This is a genomic window from Lelliottia sp. SL45 (assembly GCF_026672535.1).
Taxonomy (GTDB): Bacteria; Pseudomonadota; Gammaproteobacteria; order Enterobacterales; family Enterobacteriaceae; genus Enterobacter; species Enterobacter nimipressuralis.
Genome location: NZ_JAPPRH010000009.1, coordinates 43,858 through 60,537, shown reverse-complemented (window position 1 = coordinate 60,537; position 16,680 = coordinate 43,858). Strand labels below are relative to the sequence as shown.

Here is a 16,680-nt window from a genome sequence, read left to right as displayed (position 1 = left end):
ATTTAATTTTTTACAATAAAAAATAGTTTTCTTGCCTGAGTGTGGTTTCAGTTAGATAACCAGACTATTTAGATTTATCTAAATAGTCTGGAAGTCATCAATCATAAGTGAGTTCAAAACTTGCCGTTGCAGTGAAATCACCTGCTGAAAGCAGTGTGCTCGAACCATCACCTACAACTGCTGCTGAATAGGCCAGAGTATTGGAACCAAGGATCAGAGGCTTGGGTTTTGAGGGGGCGCCTAAAATTAACGGTGAGCTGTCTTCGTTGTACAGGGCAACACTTGCACCTTTTGCCGAACCTGTAATGCCCAGTAGTCCTGGTGTATCACCTTCAGGGCCACTGAATGTTGCTGTCACTGTGTTCAATGCGGGGGCCGGAGCAAGAGAGCAGTCTTCGAGCTGAATGGTGAACTCTACAGGTGTGGAAATTCCGTTATTACTTGTACCATTCGCCAGTTTTGCGAGAGAAATTTGCCCCAGATCAATTGTTTGATCCACAGAGTCAGGTGTTATTGAACATGGAGCATCGATAACAGTGCCTGTGAAGGTAACGTTCCCTGCCCCCTGACCTGCAGCAAAACAAACGCTGGAGGATACAGATAATGTGAGTGCTATAATTGATTTTTTCAATTTAAATCCCCAACGTAAGCTTTATAATCACACACTATACATAAAACATGACGACAAAAATTGCTTTAAAATACACTTTGACGCTATTATTTTTGCCCCAGCCAGTACTGAGTCTTTCTTCAATCACAGTCAATGCTTTTCATGATAACAAAATTAATAGCCTTTATGCACTAAAGCCTAATTTTTACTACAAACTCATCGAATTCATCACATGCTTATAAATTCAGCCAGCAACAATGCATAACGTTTCATATTTGCTGGCTATGAAAAATTCAAATCAAATCCTCAATTACCGCTTTTTTTAGGAGTCATTCTCATAACGACAACATAAAAAACAGGTACAAAATAAATGGCCAGCAGCGTTGCAGCAATCATGCCCCCCATGACCCCGCTACCGACTGCATTCTGGGCACCACTACCCGCCCCCGAATTTATAACCAGGGGTAATACCCCCAGAATGAATGCAAGGGAAGTCATCAGAATTGGCCTGAACCGCATACGCGCAGCTTCAAGCGTTGCTTGCAGGATAGGGAGATTGTCTTTCTCAGTCAGGTGTCGCGCGAACTCTACGATCATTATAGCATTTTTGGCAGAAAGCCCTATTGTGGTAAGTAACCCAACCTGGAAATAGACGTCATTCTTCATACTGAATATTGTTGCTGCAATGAGTGCACCTGAAACGCCCAGCGGTACAACCAGCATGACTGCGACGGGAACTGCCCAACTCTCATAGAGAGCAGCAAGACACAGAAAAACCACAAAAAGCGATATTGCATACAGAGCAGGTGCCTGCTTTCCTGATAGCTGTTGCTGGTAAGATAGCCCAGTCCACTGATAACCGAAACCTGGAGGTAACTTCTCAGCAAGCTTTTCCATCAATTTCATTGATAACCCTGAGCTTTTCCCGTGAGTGGGTTCGCCCAGTATCTCGATTGAAGGACGTCCGTTGTAGTGCTCTATTCTCGATGGCCCTGATACCCAGCTTGATCCCGAAAATGCAGAAAAAGGCACCATTTGATTATTATCTGCTTTAACGTACCAGTTGTTTATATCCTCAGGCAGCATCCTGAATTTCTGGTCCGCCTGCACGTAGACCTTTTTCACGCGACCACGGTCTATAAAATCATTCACATAAGTGCCACCTAGAGCTGTAGAAATGGTTCTGTTAATGACATCAATACTCACGCCAAGTGCTTCTGCTTTTTGCTGATCTATCTCTAATTTGAACTGAGCAGAATCCTCCATGCCATTTGGTCTTACTTTCGTGACGAGGTGTGGAAACTTTTGCGCCATGAAAAGTATCTGATTACGTGCATTTATCAGTTCAATACGTCCGTTATTTCCTTTATCGATAAGTTCAAAATCAAAACCTGTGGCAGAGCCGAGTTCTGGGATTGCAGGTAGGTTGAAAGCAAAGGCAATACCATCAGACACTTTGCGTGTGAAACTCTTGTTCGCACGCTCAATTATCGCATCAACTCTGTTTTCTGCTGTGCGCCTCAGTTTCCAGTCCTTCAGGCTGACAAACGCGATTCCGTTTTGCTGGCCGTTGCCGTTTAGTCCGAAACCGGCTACCGTGAAAACTGACTTTACATTCTTCGCTTCATCGTGAAGATAATAATCAGTCACGCTATCAAGGGTTTTCTGAGTTCTCGACTGAGTTGCACCTGAAGGAAGCTGAACTAAATTCATAAAAACGCCCTGATCTTCATCAGGGAGAAATGATGCAGGCAAAACAATAAACATGCAGCAAATCCCGACTAAGATTGCAAAATATATTGCCATAACGCGTCCTGTACATTTCAGTATCCTGCGTAACGCACTCTGATAATGAGAAGTACTGGCATCAAAAATTTTGTTAAACTTTCTGAGCACTACAGACTCATTTTTATGAACTGTGGGTTTCAGGATCGTACTGCAAAGTGCGGGCGTCAGAATCATTGCTGTCAATACTGACAGTACCATTGCTGAAACAATGGTGACTGAAAACTGCTGATAGATTATGCCTGAGGAACCGCTGAAAAAGGCCATAGGCACAAAGACAGCAGACAGTACAACCGTAATACCGAGTAAGGCCCCCTGGATCTGTTGCATCGACTTACGCGTTGCATCTTTTGGAGATAACCCCTCTTCCGCCATCACCCGTTCTACGTTTTCGACAACAACAATTGCATCATCAACCAGCAGACCAATAGCGAGTATCATGCCAAACATCGTCAGCGTGTTCACCGAAAAACCGAAGACGGCCAGGATACCAAAAGTGCCCAGCAGTACCACAGGTACTGCTATTGTCGGGATCAGCGTTGCACGCAGGTTTTGTAAAAACATGAACATGACAATAAACACAAGAAAAATCGCTTCAATGAGCGTCTTCATCACTTCATGAATAGAAATTTCTACAAATGGCGTTGTGTCATATGGATAAACAATATCGATACCCGCCGGAAAAAATGGTTTTAGTGCTGAAAGCTCATTTTTCAGGGCGCTGGCCGTGTCAAGTGCATTTGCACCCGGTGAAAGTTTGATCCCAAGCCCTGTGGCGGGACGTCCATTGTATCGCGCGCTTGTACTGTAACTTTCACTTCCCAGTTCTACGTTGGCGACATTGCGTAAGCGAATGTGTGAACCATCAGAATTTACTCGCAGAATAATATTACTAAACTCTTCAGGTGTACTCAGCCGCGTCTGGGCAATAATTGAAGCATTCATAAACTGACTTTCCGGCGCAGGCTGAGCACCCAGCTGTCCGCCGGTAATCTGGCTATTTTGGGATTTTATCGCCAGCACAACATCCTCAGCGGTCATGCTGTAGCTGTTCAGCTTGTGCGGATCCAGCCAAATACGCATGGCATATTGAGAGCCGAATAACTGCACCTGTCCTACACCCTGTACGCGGCTTAACGTGTCCATAATACTGGACGAAACATAATCAGCGATGTCTGACTGAGTAAGTTTACTCCCCTCTGCGGCAGTAAACCCCACTACCATCAGAAATGCAGAACTTGCTTTCTGGACATTAATACCGATGCTCTGTACAGCTTGTGGAAGCAAGGGAATGGCAAGCTGTAGTTTATTCTGTACCTGAACCTGCGCAATGTCTGGGTCTGTACCGCTTTCAAAAGTTACTGTTATGACGGCATTTCCCATCGCATCACTTGTAGAAGAAAAATACATTACACCGTCAAGGCCGTTGATTTTCTGCTCTATAATCTGGGTCACCGTGTCTTCAACGGTTTTTGCATCCGCGCCCGGATAAGTGGCGCTGATTTGCACTGCGGGAGGTGCTATATCAGGATACTGTGCAACCGGCAGTGAAAGAATAGCAATAACGCCTGAGAGCATGACCATGATAGCAATAACCCAGGCAAATATCGGGCGCTGTATGAAGAATTGAGACATTGCTTAGTCCTTACTGCCGTTAGTGAGTCGAGAAAGATGCATATTTTCGCTCGCGAAAACCGGCATACCAGGACGTAATTTCAAGTGACCAGTGACAATTACTTTGTCACCAGATTTCAGACCAGAGGTGACGCGCCAGAGGTCTTTTGTTGCCTCAGCGACAGCGATCATCCTGATTTGTGCCCGGTTTCTACTGTCAACAACCATGACTTTTGCATTGCCTTCGGGGGTTCGTGAGACAGCCTGATGAGGGACAAAAAGAACTTTTTGACGGATGCCGTGCGTCAGACGCGCACGAACAAACATTCCGGGAAGGAGTGTGTGTTCAGAATTAGGACAGACTGCACGCAAAACGACCCCGGAAGTCGTTTTGTCAACAGTGGCATCAGAAAAAGAAATATCACATTTATTTGCATAAACATGACCATCATCAAACTCGAGCATGATGCCTGACTTTGCATCATCGCGAACAATACCCCCATTCTTAACTTCCTGTTGTAAATGCAGATAATCGTCAACAGGCCAGCTCAGTTCAACTAAAACCGGGTCAAGTTGCTGCACTGTTGTCAGTATTTCTAACTGGCCACTGGAAACGAGAGCGCCTTCAGAGAAAAACGACTTGCCAGTAACGCCTGAGATCGGGGCTCTGACCACCGTCCGTGAAAGGTTTATTTTGGCTCTATCGACCAAAGCACCTACTGAAACAATCTGAGCATTAGCATAATCAACATTGGTGACGGCAGTATCGTAATCCTGCCTGCTGACATAGTGATTCTCTACCAACTGATCAAAACGATGCTTTATTACGCGTGCAGAATGTAATGCAGCAGTGGCTTTGTCGAACTCAGCAAGGGCTTGCGCGAGTGAGGCCTTATAGACCGCCGGTTCTATTTGAAAGAGCGCATCGCCTTCCTTTACCCGGCTCCCCTCCGTGAACAGACGCCGTTGAATAATGCCATCGACTTGTGGTCGAACTTCCGCGATACGTGAAGCCTGTATACGTCCTGACAGGAGGCTTATTACCGACATTTGACGTTGCTGTAGCGTAACCACACTGACAGCATGAGGTGCAACAACGGTTGGTACTGATTCACGTTCGCAGGATGATATAAGCGTTAACGACTGAAGCAGAATCGCGGCTGCAATGATACGATGACGACTTGATTTCATGATTTTTCTCGCAATATCAGTTGCTTTAAAAAGTTATTATGTGCGCCATACGAACATTTCTGACATTTAACCTGAGTGTGCCAGAGCACACATTGTGAAAAATGAGAATGGGCCAGGATGCGTGGCAAAGAGTTAATTTTTCTGTAATCGACTAGAAATTATGCAGAAGATTGCTCGATTTATATATTTTAATTTATTTAAAATATATAATAGTGTATGAGGCTGCACTTTAGACCTTTAAAAAGAACGGGAAAAGAGCGTGGTGGCATTAAATTGAGCATGCAAGGTGTCATTTATGCGCATCGCTGGCATTTTCGTGTTAACATTTAACTGAATGCACATCATCAAGAATTTATTTTTTTCTGACAATTTTTGCTAACTGACAGTAATGGCAGGGCAAGATTACGAAAGCCCGCATCCTGCAAGGACTGACGCGAGGTAGTTTCTGTCCATCGCGGCTTTTCGCATCTTTCTTCTCAATCCTGCTTTGAACTCTTTGTGGTTGGTCAGAATATTTACAGCTACATGTCTTATTCCCGAGAATAATTCAGCTGCATTCCCTCTTCTTATTCTGCAGTCGTCCTCATTCATTGCTACATCCAGACGCCAGTGTAATTTGTTTTCTACGCACCAGTGATTTCTCATTGCTGTCGCAAAATTCTCTGCCGTTAAATCCGCTGAGCTTATATAATATCGAATCTGCATTTCAGGTTCTTTTTGTTTTTCTTTTATTTCTGACCGAAATGAAACCGCCACACATAACTTCCGCAAACCTTTCCATGCAAATGTAAAATCAATCAACTCGTCAGGTACATCACTGACAATATGGAGTCGTATTTCTTCTCTGTCATGGCTTTTTTCAGATGTTGTATAACTGTCATATTTGGGGTTATTTATTTCTTTTAAAGGAAAATGCTCTTCAAATGCTTTATTCAGTTTCCTCTGATTTCCTTTAACTGAAAATAAATAATCACCTTCCTGATTACGTATTTTTTCTGCTATATCTTTTTGGCATCCCATAGCGTCTGTTGTGATCAACTTTCCTTTGATATCCAGCATGTTAACCAGCTCAGGAATGGCTGTTATCTCGTTGGATTTCTCATCAACTTTTATCTGTCCCAGCACGAGGCTGTTCATCGTAGAAAAAGCACTGATAACATGAATGGCACCCCGGCGGCGACTCCTGTCATAAGAACCACGAAGCGTCTTTCCATCAATAGCAATAATATCGCCATCATCTGAAGAATGACAATCGCGCATCCAGTTTATGAAACACTCATGAAATTTATTAGGATTAATGCAGGACACCACTCTGGCAATGGTATCATGGACCGGAATACCATTTTCAAAGTCACCATATCCCTTTAAAAAATCAATGTGAGCCTCCCCGAAATCCTGAATGTCCTCCCATCCTTCTGCGCCAGAAATAACAGCACATATCGTCAAAAGTAGAATGTCGGATAATTTATGCTCCACTTTCCAGGATTGTCTGTAGTCAGGGATTATCGTGATATGAGCCATTAATTTCTCAAGTTCCATTCTTATTGTCCTTAATATTATTAAGGGGTTATTTGATCACATAAGGAGATTAAAAACCAGGATTGCACATCACTTTACTGCATCTTTAATGAACAAAAAATGCACATATTTTAGTTCAAAAAATGTACTTTTCGTGATCTTTCCCTGCAATGATAACCCTTACTCTGAATCGCTGTTCCGGACGCTAAAATATTGCCCATGGTGGCCTGAAAATGGCTTTCAGACTATCGATGATGCCCGCGCATGTGTAACCCGCTTTGTGGGTTGGTATAATCTGGAACACAAGCACTGCGGCATTAAATACGTCACACCGGATGAACGCCATCATGGTGCCGATACTGGAATACTTTCGGCAAGGAAAGTGGTCTACAAACTTGCCCGCCAACAACATCCGGAACGCTGAGGTAAAGAAATTCGCAACTGGAGTCCTATACATGAGTTATACCTGAACCCTGAAAAAGAAGCGGCATAACGTAATTTTATTACAAAAAGCGACAACTAACTTGAAAAAAGCCGGTTACTCATCGCTCTCCTTCATGGTAATACGCAGTCGGAATCAGGATGCCAGATAATGCATATTAAATTCCTCATGCTTTTTTAATCTGGAGCGGTCGTTATGCATCTTATTAACCTTTAATATTTATTATATTAGTTTTAATGAATATATCATCCTGTGCATTTAACGCCGCTATGAAAGGACTGTTTTCAGGTCGGCTTAATACCAGGTCGCTGCTTAAAAAATGAATTTTTAGTGACCATTACCTTCCTGCAGGATTACATTATGGCCTTTCGTCTGTACTGCTGAAGGCGGTTATCGGCCCAAAGAATAAATTCAACTCTTGGAAGTGCCTTACTGTAAAGCCAGCCCTGCCCGTATTGCACACCGTGAGCGCGGAGCCAGGATAGTTGTTGATCGGTTTCTATCCCTTCAGCCACCATAGACAGGTTAAGAGACTTAGCCATTTGAATGATATAGGGCGTAACACTTTTGTTACCAAACACATTAACGAAAGACTTATCAATTTTGAGCGTATCAACATCAAGCTCCTGGATATAACTAAGGCTGGAATATCCCGTACCAAAATCATCAATATAAATGACATGCCCTGCATGGCGAAATGCTGCAATTGCAGGTGCAACCTCCTTTGGCTCGATAAAACCACGTTCAGTCAATTCAAACGCGATCTGATGTGATTTAACATCCCACTTTTTCAGCAACTTAGCAAGCGGGGTAAGAAGGGAACCTGACTTCAGATCGGCCGGAGCAATATTGACCGATATATACTGATCGGGATTAAGGTGTAACCAGTGCCCCATATCTTCAAATACTTTCTCTATCACCTGCAACGTCAGCTGAGTGATAAGTCCCGTCTGCTCTGCCAGCGGGACAAAGACATCGGGTGAAAGAGTACTGCCATCAGCCTGAGGCCATCTTGCGAGAGCCTCAGCCCCTACTAATTTACCGGTGCGTAGTTCAATAATTGGCTGATAGTGAATGGCAAAATGACGACTGTAGAGGGCATCCTGGAGACGAGACTTCGGTGACTGTATGCGACGTAAGAGGCGAATCAAAAAATATGAGCCTATTATGCTTACTATAATGCCTGCAGGAAGCCATATCAGAAACTGTTGACGCCTGCGCTCCGTAAGTGGCTTTAATGCTGACCAGGCAACAACTGTTATTCCCTGTCCAGGAAGTTCACTTATGATATACACTGAACCATTATATTCCAGGGGCTCAGATTGATGAGTTTCAAGTAACTGACGAACATGGTCATTGAGTGCTTTACTCCCCGCAAAGACAAGTTTATGTGTACTGTCCATCATTGCAGCTTCTGCTGATATATCCCCAAAAGTAATCTCGTCAACCAGAGATGATGAGTCAATGACAACAAGATAGTGCCCGGATCCGAATACGATCATATAATGATGACGCTGCGATGCGCTATGAGGCCTGAGCCATACGCTGTATCCGTCATGAGTGATACGTAAAGGCGGTGGGAAAGCCTCTTCATCACTGTGATTTTCCTGTGAGGTGCAAAGGGGTTTCAGATTATCTGTATAGATAACCTCCTGAACGTAAGGAGATGCAACAACGATGCGCTGCATCTCCTCAATATGTTGGCGTCCGCACGGAATATCTTTTGAGCTCTGAAGTAGAGAAAGTGCCTGCTTTGACTGCTGAATTACTCTGCCGGTACGGATCATAACACGTGACGAATAATTCTCCAGTTCTTTGACGAAGTATGCTTCAGCCTGATAGTTAGCAATCCATATGCTTATTAATGTCGGCAGGAGTACGGAAAATCCAATGCTTACGGTCACAAGCGTGGTCATATTTCGCATTCTCATTGGGGGGTTTCCTTATAACAGTAAAAGGCTTTATGTTGCGAATGGCCCTCGCGCAGGATTATTTATGCTTATCTGCAGGCTTCTGTTAAAGGGCGCATTTTTTACAAAAGAGGTGGTCGCGGTTTCATCAAAATTATTCGTTTTATACTGTAAAACTATGTGGGACCAATATCATTGGCACACGAATTATTTTTTCTGGCACAAACTAAACCACACCTGAATTATTTCAGTGACACCCTTATCGTTAAGGGATTAAAAATAAGGACAGGGAGAGGTAAAAAACGTTTTTTATCGCCTCTGAAATAAACTCGAGCCAAAATGAAACAGGTCACTAATAAATAAAAATCAATCACCAAAAAAATTAAAAAAACTCGCTGTGAGACTGTTATGCGAAGTTAAATGCAGAACCTTTAATCATATTTCTGCCTGATTTTTTTGCTTCATATAGTAAGTTGTCTGAAAATCTGTATAAATCACTGAAACTGACACCGCCTGATTCGGCAGGGGTGAATGTCACAAGACCTATGCTAACGGTGAATTTTCGCTTAAGGCAGGTCAGGCCTTCAATGTTAACCCTTACTCTTTCGCAGGCATGAAAGCTATTTTTTTCATCGGTGTCCGTCAGGAGGATTATAAATTCCTCCCCACCAAATCTTGCAATTCTGTCATTTTTTCTGAGGCTTCGTTTCATCTCGCTGGCAAGCACTTTGAGTGCCACATCACCTTCATAATGCCCGTACTCGTCATTGTAAGATTTGAATAAATCAATATCCACAAGAGCAAGGGAAAAAACTGTAGAGTAGCATCTGGCGCGTGAGATCGCCTCTTCAAACCATTCCATGAACTTTCTTCTGTTTGCAATTCCTGTGAGACTGTCTACAGTCGCGAGCTTTTCCAGAGCTTGGTTCAACTCATGAAGGGTCTGTTTCTGAGTGAATAATTCAAGTTCGCGCTTTTTCAGTTTGTCGATATCATGTATTTGTGCAATATAATATTTAATTTTCCCTTCATTACTGAATATCATTGAGACATTGAGGAGTGCCCAGATATAGCCACCTGATGCAAGCCTGTAGCGTTTTTCAAGCTGATAACTGCTTCGATTACCACAAGAGTAAGCCATTTTCTGTAAGCTATCACTGATATCGTCAGGGTGAGTGATATCCTGAAAGTTAACAGACAGCAGGTAGTCTTTATCGTAACCCAGCATATTTACGAGTGAGTCACTCACCTTTTCCCAGCGACCTTCAGGGGAGACCAGAGCCATCCCAACAGGAGCATTATCAAAAATAAATGAAAGTATTTCGCTTTCACTTTTAAGCATAACGTTAGCTTCGTTATTTAACAAACACATCTTTACTCCATTTGAACGTTCACATTCAGCGGGGGTATATTCACGCTATAAGGGTAAATCCTGTTCTGCAAACATGAGGTATAAATTGCAGAAGTTATAACAAAAATCAATATAGGCACCGTGGGAAATGGCTGATTAAGGCGAGGGCAAAAAAACGTACGCGCCAGTATATAAAACAGCGACAATAGTAACGATACATGGCTCAACAATGATGAACCTCACTTGCAATGATGGTAATTTTTAAGGATTGATAAAGCTACCGCCCTTCGCTGTCTCATAACTTCAGGACATTATAAGCGAATGGTGTATTGGTATTAATTTTGAGGATTTCAATGAATCAGCAACCAGGTAGTTGCGAAAATACTTATGGCGCACGTGAATTCAGAAGCGAATTTAAATTTTTAGTGATTAATTACACTCACCGTTTAAATATAACAATAAAATCAAAGATAAGTTTATCACCAGATAAACTGGTGAGTTTGAATTGTGTTAAAAATATTAAGGCCATGTAAAGTCAGCTGAACTTCAGTGGTTTAAATTAAGCTTATCGTCATGGTCAGCGAAGCGTTAACGGGGCCTGGAGAGGGATCGGGCAAGCCAGTTATTTTCTTATAAAAGACATTGCACTTAATATCGACGTTAACAGGGCCGATAGGGTTGCCAAATTGAAACACATCTCCGAAAACAACCTTTTGATATTGATTAAAGGCGTTTGTGCACTCAGTTTTCAGAGCAACAGATGGCTGCGTTGTATTCAGCAACGAAGCATCAGTGCGATGGTTCCCGTCGAACTGAAATACTATCGCCCCTGCGGAAGAACAAGTAAAAGGAATCAAAAAATTAGCACCAAAAACATCCTTCCCCCCCTGCAACTCAGTCACGTCAGCATCTTCCAGGGGCACGTTAAGGTCAGTAACAGAAAGGGAGCAGGGCGACGCGCCCAGAACTCCGTGAATACTGAACACAACCGAGTCACTTCCGGCTATCGCGGGCGTTTTTGTCAAAAATGCGCTAAAAAAAATCCAAAAAAAGAGTTTTTTCATAAAGCCTCTGGAGATATTGTAAATATTCACGTTTCTTCAGCACGCATATGTTGAGAATCAACAGAACTGCAGCGAAGCCAATCATGAGGGGCCGCATGACATAAAGGAATAATCGGCCTGAGAAGGAATACACCTATTGCCATATCATTGTCAGCGTTGCGGATGCCGTAAACGCTCCCGGGACAGGCTCTCCGGTAGAGGTTCCTGTTGCTTTTACCGGAATGAAGGTGAAGTCAAGGTATTCATTTCCAATTTTGAAAAATTCATTAATCCCAACCCCGTTTTGGAGGAACTTATCCTTGTACTTGACCGCCACACCTAGCTTACCGATTGATGTTGCTACAGATGGAATTGCAGCACCTGACAATGTGGTGTAATTGAGCGTGAGAGTTACTGGTACACCGAATGCGCCCGCCTCAGTATTTGTGCATGCTACGTCTACGTTTTTTGTAATAGCACTTGCATTAACGCCATTTGTTTCCAGAGTCGAGACGTCGACATTACCCAGGTCAACATCAATGGATTCGCCGTTTGATATAGTGCATTCAGCTTGAGATTCGGGGGCAACTGGTATAGGCAACGAACTTTGGCATGACCAATCACGTCCAGTTCCATAAGCTTCATTTGTTACGGTATTTACTATTGCAATACAGAACGACATACTGTGAGTGGCTTTATTGGGGGTTGCATATGCGTTAAAAGAATATATCGTTTGAGTCGATAAAGGCGAAGTGCCATCCAGTTTATATTTATCTCCGCCCGCAGTCCAATTTGCTTTAGTAATATTACAAGGTCCGGGTGCAGTAGCGCAAATGAAAACCTTTGTCATGTATTCCCCAGCTGGTAGTACGCCGTCGCCAAAATCTATTTCCGCAACCCCTGGCGAACCAAAAGTCCAGCTATCGTTCCCCGTACCATCAGAACGAAAAGAACAATATGGAGCTGCTCCTGTTTGATAGTATCCGTATGGGCCAGATTGAGTCGTCCAACCAGGGCAATTTGTAGGGTACGGATCAGGAGAGAACCATGAATATACGTTCCACCTTATGGTAGCTGATAAAGTAGTTTGAGATTTGACATCGTTTATAGAGCAAACGAAGAAAATTAATAAAAATGGTGCTTTTACAACACTCGAAATCATGAATCGCAGCACATTCATTTTCATAAGCGCCTTATTTAACCAGATACTAATGTTATAATGCAGTCGAAGGAAACGTACTATTTACTTTGAGCTATCCCTAACTAACTTAGCAGTGCACGCACTCCCGGAACAGGTAAAGGCAAGCTCTTTATCACCACCGTAGTCATTGATGTACACGAGCACAGGACTATCACCAAGCTTAGACGCAGGGTCTTTCATCGCTGTTTTGGCTTTGGGCGCTGCGGTCACGGTAGTTATGTCAACAGGAGCTCCCCCTGGCTTACCTCTGGCAGCTTTCACGTTGAGGTAATAACCGGTTGGGTTATCAATCACGTAGTGACCGTCCTCTTTGAGGAGTCTGATTTTTTCCACCCACTCCCCTTCTGCAGCTTCACGCAAATCAAGGTAAAGTGCTTCTGGTCGATAAAATGTCTTAATTTTCGTATGCAGGGCGATTTGCAGCACGTTCTGCTTATCACTTTTCGGTGGGATTTCCTGAACGTTAAAATAAAACATAGTCTCACGGTCCTGAGGCAGTGACTTCGAAGCCGGTAGAGCCTGAATTTTTATCTGGCTCCCCTCACCCGGGTCAAGGCGAATAAGGGGAGGGGTCACAGCAAAGTAACTGGTTACCTTATTTTCCCCCGCATCCTCAAGCCAGCTTTTTGCAAGGTACGGAAGTTTGTTGTTTTTATTTGTTACCGAAAGAACAATCGCGTTTTGCTTACCATCAATAATTGCTCGTGTACGGTCAAGTGCCACAGCAGATGAGGCCTCACCGGTCATCAGGGTGAGGAGAATCAAAAACTTTTCAGTGTGCTTTTTCATGAAGTGCCTCGTCTAACAGATAATGTCTCTTTACTTATGCTATTTGATGCATGGCAGCAGGATATTTCCAGCCGTCACATTGAGCTTCGGTGGTATTAGCACAGCGCACTGCTCTGCGCTGTCCCAGAATACGCGCATCCGCTTGCCCGGAACGACACCTGATAAATAGGCTTCGCCGTTGTCACTTACCATACCAACTTCCTGCCCATCTTCGTTTTTCACGACCGCACCAAAAGGTGGCTGTGAGTTATCTGAGAGCCTGATAAGCGCATAGATTTTTTCACCAACGAGTACGCTGAACTTACGATAACCTATGGCACCTTCGGTCAGGTAGGCATTGTCGACAGAGTTAGACACCTCTGCATTATCAGGCAAGCTCTTCACATTGACTGATAGCCGTGTCCTGGAGTAGTCACTGACATCAGGCACGACGGCCTTACCGAACCAGTTGGTTTCTGCGTCATCCCCAAATGCTCGCACTGGAATGTCAGATGCATCACCTGTATCAATAAGCATTCGCGATGCACCGGCACCTCTCGTCCTGTGCAATGCAGCACCTTTGGTGGTGGCCGTCATGCCGCCACGTATACTCATCCCTGCAGAACTGTATTCATCCTGCCTGTAAGATGCGTTTGTTGTAATGTCAGCATAATCACCGGAGTGGCTGTAAAATGCGCTCGATTCTGATTTATCGCCGGTCAGCCCCGTCGATAAACTGTAGTTATCACCATTTTTCAGATTGTCTGAATAACCCACGCGATAAGTGCTTGTGTTGTTATTGACAGAAGATTCAGTCCTGACGTGTGCACCGTCACCGAGCGGTATACTGACAGAGGTCGACACGCCGTTGTCATTTAATGAACCATATTTATTCTGGTATGCAGATAGGTATGCACTCAGGCCACGCATTTTTCCAATATCGAAGTTACGCGCAAGTGACATGCTGTAACGTTCTTCTTTTTCATCATTCCAGTAGTTTTCACGCGTGTACTGCAGATAGAGTGACAATCCAAGTTGCTCAAGTTGCTGGCTCAGCGTAATGGTGTACATATTTTTGCTTTTTCTTACGTTGTCAGGTGCACTAACAACGTTGAGAAAATCGTTAAAGGACATGTAGTTTTTTTCAGAGAATCGATAGCCCGCAAACGTGATCTGGCTTCCCGTGCTGTCGAAACGCTTAGCGTAACTCAGTCGGTAGGAACGGCCTTCATAATCTTCATTTTTAACGCTGGCGCGGGACTGAGTAACATCAAGTGCAAGCGCACCGAACGCAAACAGATCTCGACCGAAACCAATTGCAAGCGACTTGTAATCTTTGCTCAGCACGGAGCCGCCGTAAAGTGACCAGGTATTGCTCAGCCCATATGAAAACTCAGCCTGCGAAAACTCCGTGTCATTACGGTCGGAACCGTTATCCTTTGTTTTACCCGCATACACTTTGTATCGCAGAGAGCCGGGGCGGGACAGGTAAGGTATGTTTGCAGTGCTGACCTTAAAGGTCTGCACTGAACCATCCTGCTCCTGAACCTTAACATCCAGGTCACCATAAACCCCCTGGCTTAATTCAGAAATAGTGAAGGGGCCAGCTGAAACCTGAGTTTCATAAATTACCCTATTCTGCTGACTTACTGTGACTTTTGCGTTTGTTTTAGCGACTCCGTTTACCTGAGGTGCATATCCCCTTAGGTTGGGCGCAAGCATTTTATCGTCGGACATGAGACCCAGGCCGACGAATTTTATTGAATCAAAAACATCAGAGGATGAGAATGTGCCACCAAGGGTGAGCTTTGCGCCAATTGTCGCGATGGCTCTGAAAGCATAGGTCTGATTCCATTGCAACTTTTTTTGCCCCCCTGTACCTTCATTAGCCTGCCAGTCAGCACGCCCACGCCATGGGCCTGCATTGAGACCAACAGTCCCGTAACCGGTTATCGAGCTATTTACATTATTATCCTGAGGGCTTTTTGATGCATATGCGTTTGCATTGTAATCGACAAACGCACCAGGAATACCATCATCCCACATCGAAGATGGAGCCCAGTTATCATCGGTGTATTCCAGGTATTCATTTGGCGCAGTGATGTACAGGATCCCCTCTTTCATATCAGCTTTGAAGGTTAAGCCGGGGAGTTCGCTGAGATTTGTACAACCTTCATTCTTCCATGGCTTCAGCATTTTCAGCGTATCTTGCTTAAACCCCATCCGTTCCACAGCCTCCATAGGCATGCAAGGCGCAGATTTTTCTTCGCCTTCAAATGGGTAGTATGTTACGTTGAAGTTGTCTACGACATTTTTATTTATTTTTATTTTGAAGTCGTAGGTGCCGGGCGGCACATATCCTGAAGTAGAAAATGATGATATGTCGATAGATTTTTTTTCAGCGTCGCTAAGAACGTCTGTGTTAAATGTAATTACATTACTTGCAACTGATTTTGCAGAAAATGAGCATGCCAGCCCGAGTGAATAAATCACTAACAAACATACTTTGCTCAGGCATAGATTATTGTTCATTTTCATTTATTCTTCTTATGCACCGCACAGTGTGCGGTGCTTTTTTATAGGTTACTGGTAAGCCATTTCGAAAGTGGCAACAGCGGTGAAGTCACCAGCTTTAGGTTTGTCAAGAGTGCCATTGCCTTGCACGTAAGCGGAGAACTCAAGAGTATTTGAGCCTTCTGCTAGCGTGAAAGCTTTAGATTCAGTACCGACAGGAAGCGCTGTGCCATCGCCTTCATTCAGGCCTACACTGATCCCCTTGGCTGTTCCTGATGTCGCCAGCATACCCGGTGAGCCAGCAGTGCCTGCGAATGTGGTGGTTGACGTTTGGATTGTTCCCAAAGTACAGTCATTGAGCTGAATATTGAACGGCACTGGCGTGCTGCTACCATTGAAAGTAGCGTTAGAAAGACCTGCAAGCGCAATCTGACCCAGATCGATTGTCTGATCTGCGGACTCTGGGGCGATTGAGCAAGGCGCATCAATCACGGTACCAGTGAATGTTACTGTTCCTGAACCCTGGCCTGCTGCCTGGGAGGCGCCAGAGACGAATGACATTGCAACAGCAAGGGCAATAATTGTGTTTTTCATTTTCAAATTTCCTATTTGTTTGTAGAAAATTGATTGTATAGTGCTCTTGCGTGTAACGTCTTTTCAAATATACATTTTTAAATGTGTTTTTATGGGCGTTCTGTTGCTTTTTTATCTGCGCTGTCATTTTCGAGTTTAT

Annotated in this window: 13 protein-coding genes; 2 read left to right on the top strand and 11 right to left on the bottom strand. The window is 43.9% G+C overall.

The features are described 5' to 3' along the window. Positions 1–97: 97 nt before the first annotated feature. The 4 genes from OVA10_RS23435 to OVA10_RS23420 all read right to left on the bottom strand — a co-directional run bounded on the left by OVA10_RS23435 (position 98) and on the right by OVA10_RS23420 (position 6,739). The gene (locus OVA10_RS23435) at positions 98–631 is read right to left on the bottom strand and encodes a fimbrial protein (protein ID WP_268197009.1); all 534 of its coding nucleotides are present in this window, start codon (positions 629–631) and stop codon (positions 98–100) included. 285 nt (positions 632–916) lie between these two features. After that, positions 917–4,030: an efflux RND transporter permease subunit gene (locus OVA10_RS23430; protein ID WP_268197008.1), complete on the bottom strand. Its 3,114-nt coding sequence runs from the start codon at positions 4,028–4,030 to the stop codon at positions 917–919. Positions 4,031–4,033: 3 nt separating this feature from the next. After that, positions 4,034–5,200, bottom strand: a complete 1,167-nt coding sequence (locus OVA10_RS23425) for an efflux RND transporter periplasmic adaptor subunit (RefSeq protein WP_268197007.1) — start codon at positions 5,198–5,200, stop codon at positions 4,034–4,036. A gap of 402 nt (positions 5,201–5,602) precedes the next feature. Further along, positions 5,603–6,739 (bottom strand): ISAs1 family transposase, encoded by a 1,137-nt coding sequence (locus tag OVA10_RS23420; protein ID WP_268197006.1) that lies wholly within the window; start codon positions 6,737–6,739, stop codon positions 5,603–5,605. An 88-nt stretch (positions 6,740–6,827) separates the two neighbouring features. Between OVA10_RS23420 and OVA10_RS23415 the strand changes: the two genes are divergently transcribed. Continuing rightward, positions 6,828–7,142, top strand: coding sequence for an integrase core domain-containing protein (locus OVA10_RS23415; RefSeq protein WP_268197005.1), 315 nt, complete (start codon positions 6,828–6,830; stop codon positions 7,140–7,142). A 371-nt stretch (positions 7,143–7,513) separates the two neighbouring features. Here the strand turns inward: OVA10_RS23415 and OVA10_RS23410 are convergent, their stop codons facing one another. After that, complete coding sequence (locus OVA10_RS23410) at positions 7,514–9,091, bottom strand: EAL domain-containing protein (protein ID WP_268197004.1); 1,578 nt, start codon at positions 9,089–9,091, stop codon at positions 7,514–7,516. Positions 9,092–9,476: 385 nt separating this feature from the next. Further along, positions 9,477–10,436, bottom strand: coding sequence for a GGDEF domain-containing protein (locus OVA10_RS23405; RefSeq protein ID WP_268197003.1), 960 nt, complete (start codon positions 10,434–10,436; stop codon positions 9,477–9,479). A gap of 338 nt (positions 10,437–10,774) precedes the next feature. Here OVA10_RS23405 and OVA10_RS23400 point away from each other — a divergent pair, with 338 nt between their 5' ends. Then, positions 10,775–10,954, top strand: coding sequence for a hypothetical protein (locus tag OVA10_RS23400; RefSeq protein ID WP_268197002.1), 180 nt, complete (start codon positions 10,775–10,777; stop codon positions 10,952–10,954). Between the two features lie 21 nt (positions 10,955–10,975). Here the strand turns inward: OVA10_RS23400 and OVA10_RS23395 are convergent, their stop codons facing one another. The 5 genes from OVA10_RS23395 to OVA10_RS23375 form a co-directional block, all read right to left on the bottom strand. Continuing rightward, positions 10,976–11,485, bottom strand: a complete 510-nt coding sequence (locus OVA10_RS23395) for a fimbrial protein (protein ID WP_268197001.1) — start codon at positions 11,483–11,485, stop codon at positions 10,976–10,978. Between the two features lie 133 nt (positions 11,486–11,618). Further along, entirely contained in the window at positions 11,619–12,650 is a 1,032-nt protein-coding gene (locus OVA10_RS23390) for a fimbrial protein (RefSeq protein WP_268197000.1), read from the bottom strand. 57 nt (positions 12,651–12,707) lie between these two features. After that, positions 12,708–13,454: a fimbria/pilus periplasmic chaperone gene (locus OVA10_RS23385; protein WP_268196999.1), complete on the bottom strand. Its 747-nt coding sequence runs from the start codon at positions 13,452–13,454 to the stop codon at positions 12,708–12,710. A 39-nt stretch (positions 13,455–13,493) separates the two neighbouring features. Next, positions 13,494–15,971 (bottom strand): fimbria/pilus outer membrane usher protein, encoded by a 2,478-nt coding sequence (locus OVA10_RS23380; RefSeq protein WP_268196998.1) that lies wholly within the window; start codon positions 15,969–15,971, stop codon positions 13,494–13,496. 45 nt (positions 15,972–16,016) lie between these two features. Then, positions 16,017–16,541 carry a fimbrial protein gene (locus OVA10_RS23375; RefSeq protein ID WP_268196997.1) on the bottom strand — a complete coding sequence of 175 codons (525 nt, stop codon included), beginning with the start codon at positions 16,539–16,541 and terminating at the stop codon, positions 16,017–16,019. Positions 16,542–16,680: the final 139 nt, after the last annotated feature.

Bases quoted from the DNA above. Each gene is read 5' to 3' on its own strand.
- OVA10_RS23420 (WP_268197006.1), bottom strand. From the start codon at position 6,739: ATGGAACTTGAGAAATTAATGGCTCATATCACGATAATCCCTGACTAC.
- OVA10_RS23415 (WP_268197005.1), top strand. From the start codon at position 6,828: ATGAACAAAAAATGCACATATTTTAGTTCAAAAAATGTACTTTTCGTG.
- OVA10_RS23400 (WP_268197002.1), top strand. From the start codon at position 10,775: ATGAATCAGCAACCAGGTAGTTGCGAAAATACTTATGGCGCACGTGAA.
- OVA10_RS23380 (WP_268196998.1), bottom strand. From the start codon at position 15,971: ATGAAAATGAACAATAATCTATGCCTGAGCAAAGTATGTTTGTTAGTG.
- OVA10_RS23395 (WP_268197001.1), bottom strand. From the start codon at position 11,485: ATGAAAAAACTCTTTTTTTGGATTTTTTTTAGCGCATTTTTGACAAAA.
- OVA10_RS23430 (WP_268197008.1), bottom strand. From the start codon at position 4,030: ATGTCTCAATTCTTCATACAGCGCCCGATATTTGCCTGGGTTATTGCT.
- OVA10_RS23410 (WP_268197004.1), bottom strand. From the start codon at position 9,091: ATGAGAATGCGAAATATGACCACGCTTGTGACCGTAAGCATTGGATTT.
- OVA10_RS23390 (WP_268197000.1), bottom strand. From the start codon at position 12,650: ATGAAAATGAATGTGCTGCGATTCATGATTTCGAGTGTTGTAAAAGCA.
- OVA10_RS23385 (WP_268196999.1), bottom strand. From the start codon at position 13,454: ATGAAAAAGCACACTGAAAAGTTTTTGATTCTCCTCACCCTGATGACC.
- OVA10_RS23425 (WP_268197007.1), bottom strand. From the start codon at position 5,200: ATGAAATCAAGTCGTCATCGTATCATTGCAGCCGCGATTCTGCTTCAG.
- OVA10_RS23375 (WP_268196997.1), bottom strand. From the start codon at position 16,541: ATGAAAAACACAATTATTGCCCTTGCTGTTGCAATGTCATTCGTCTCT.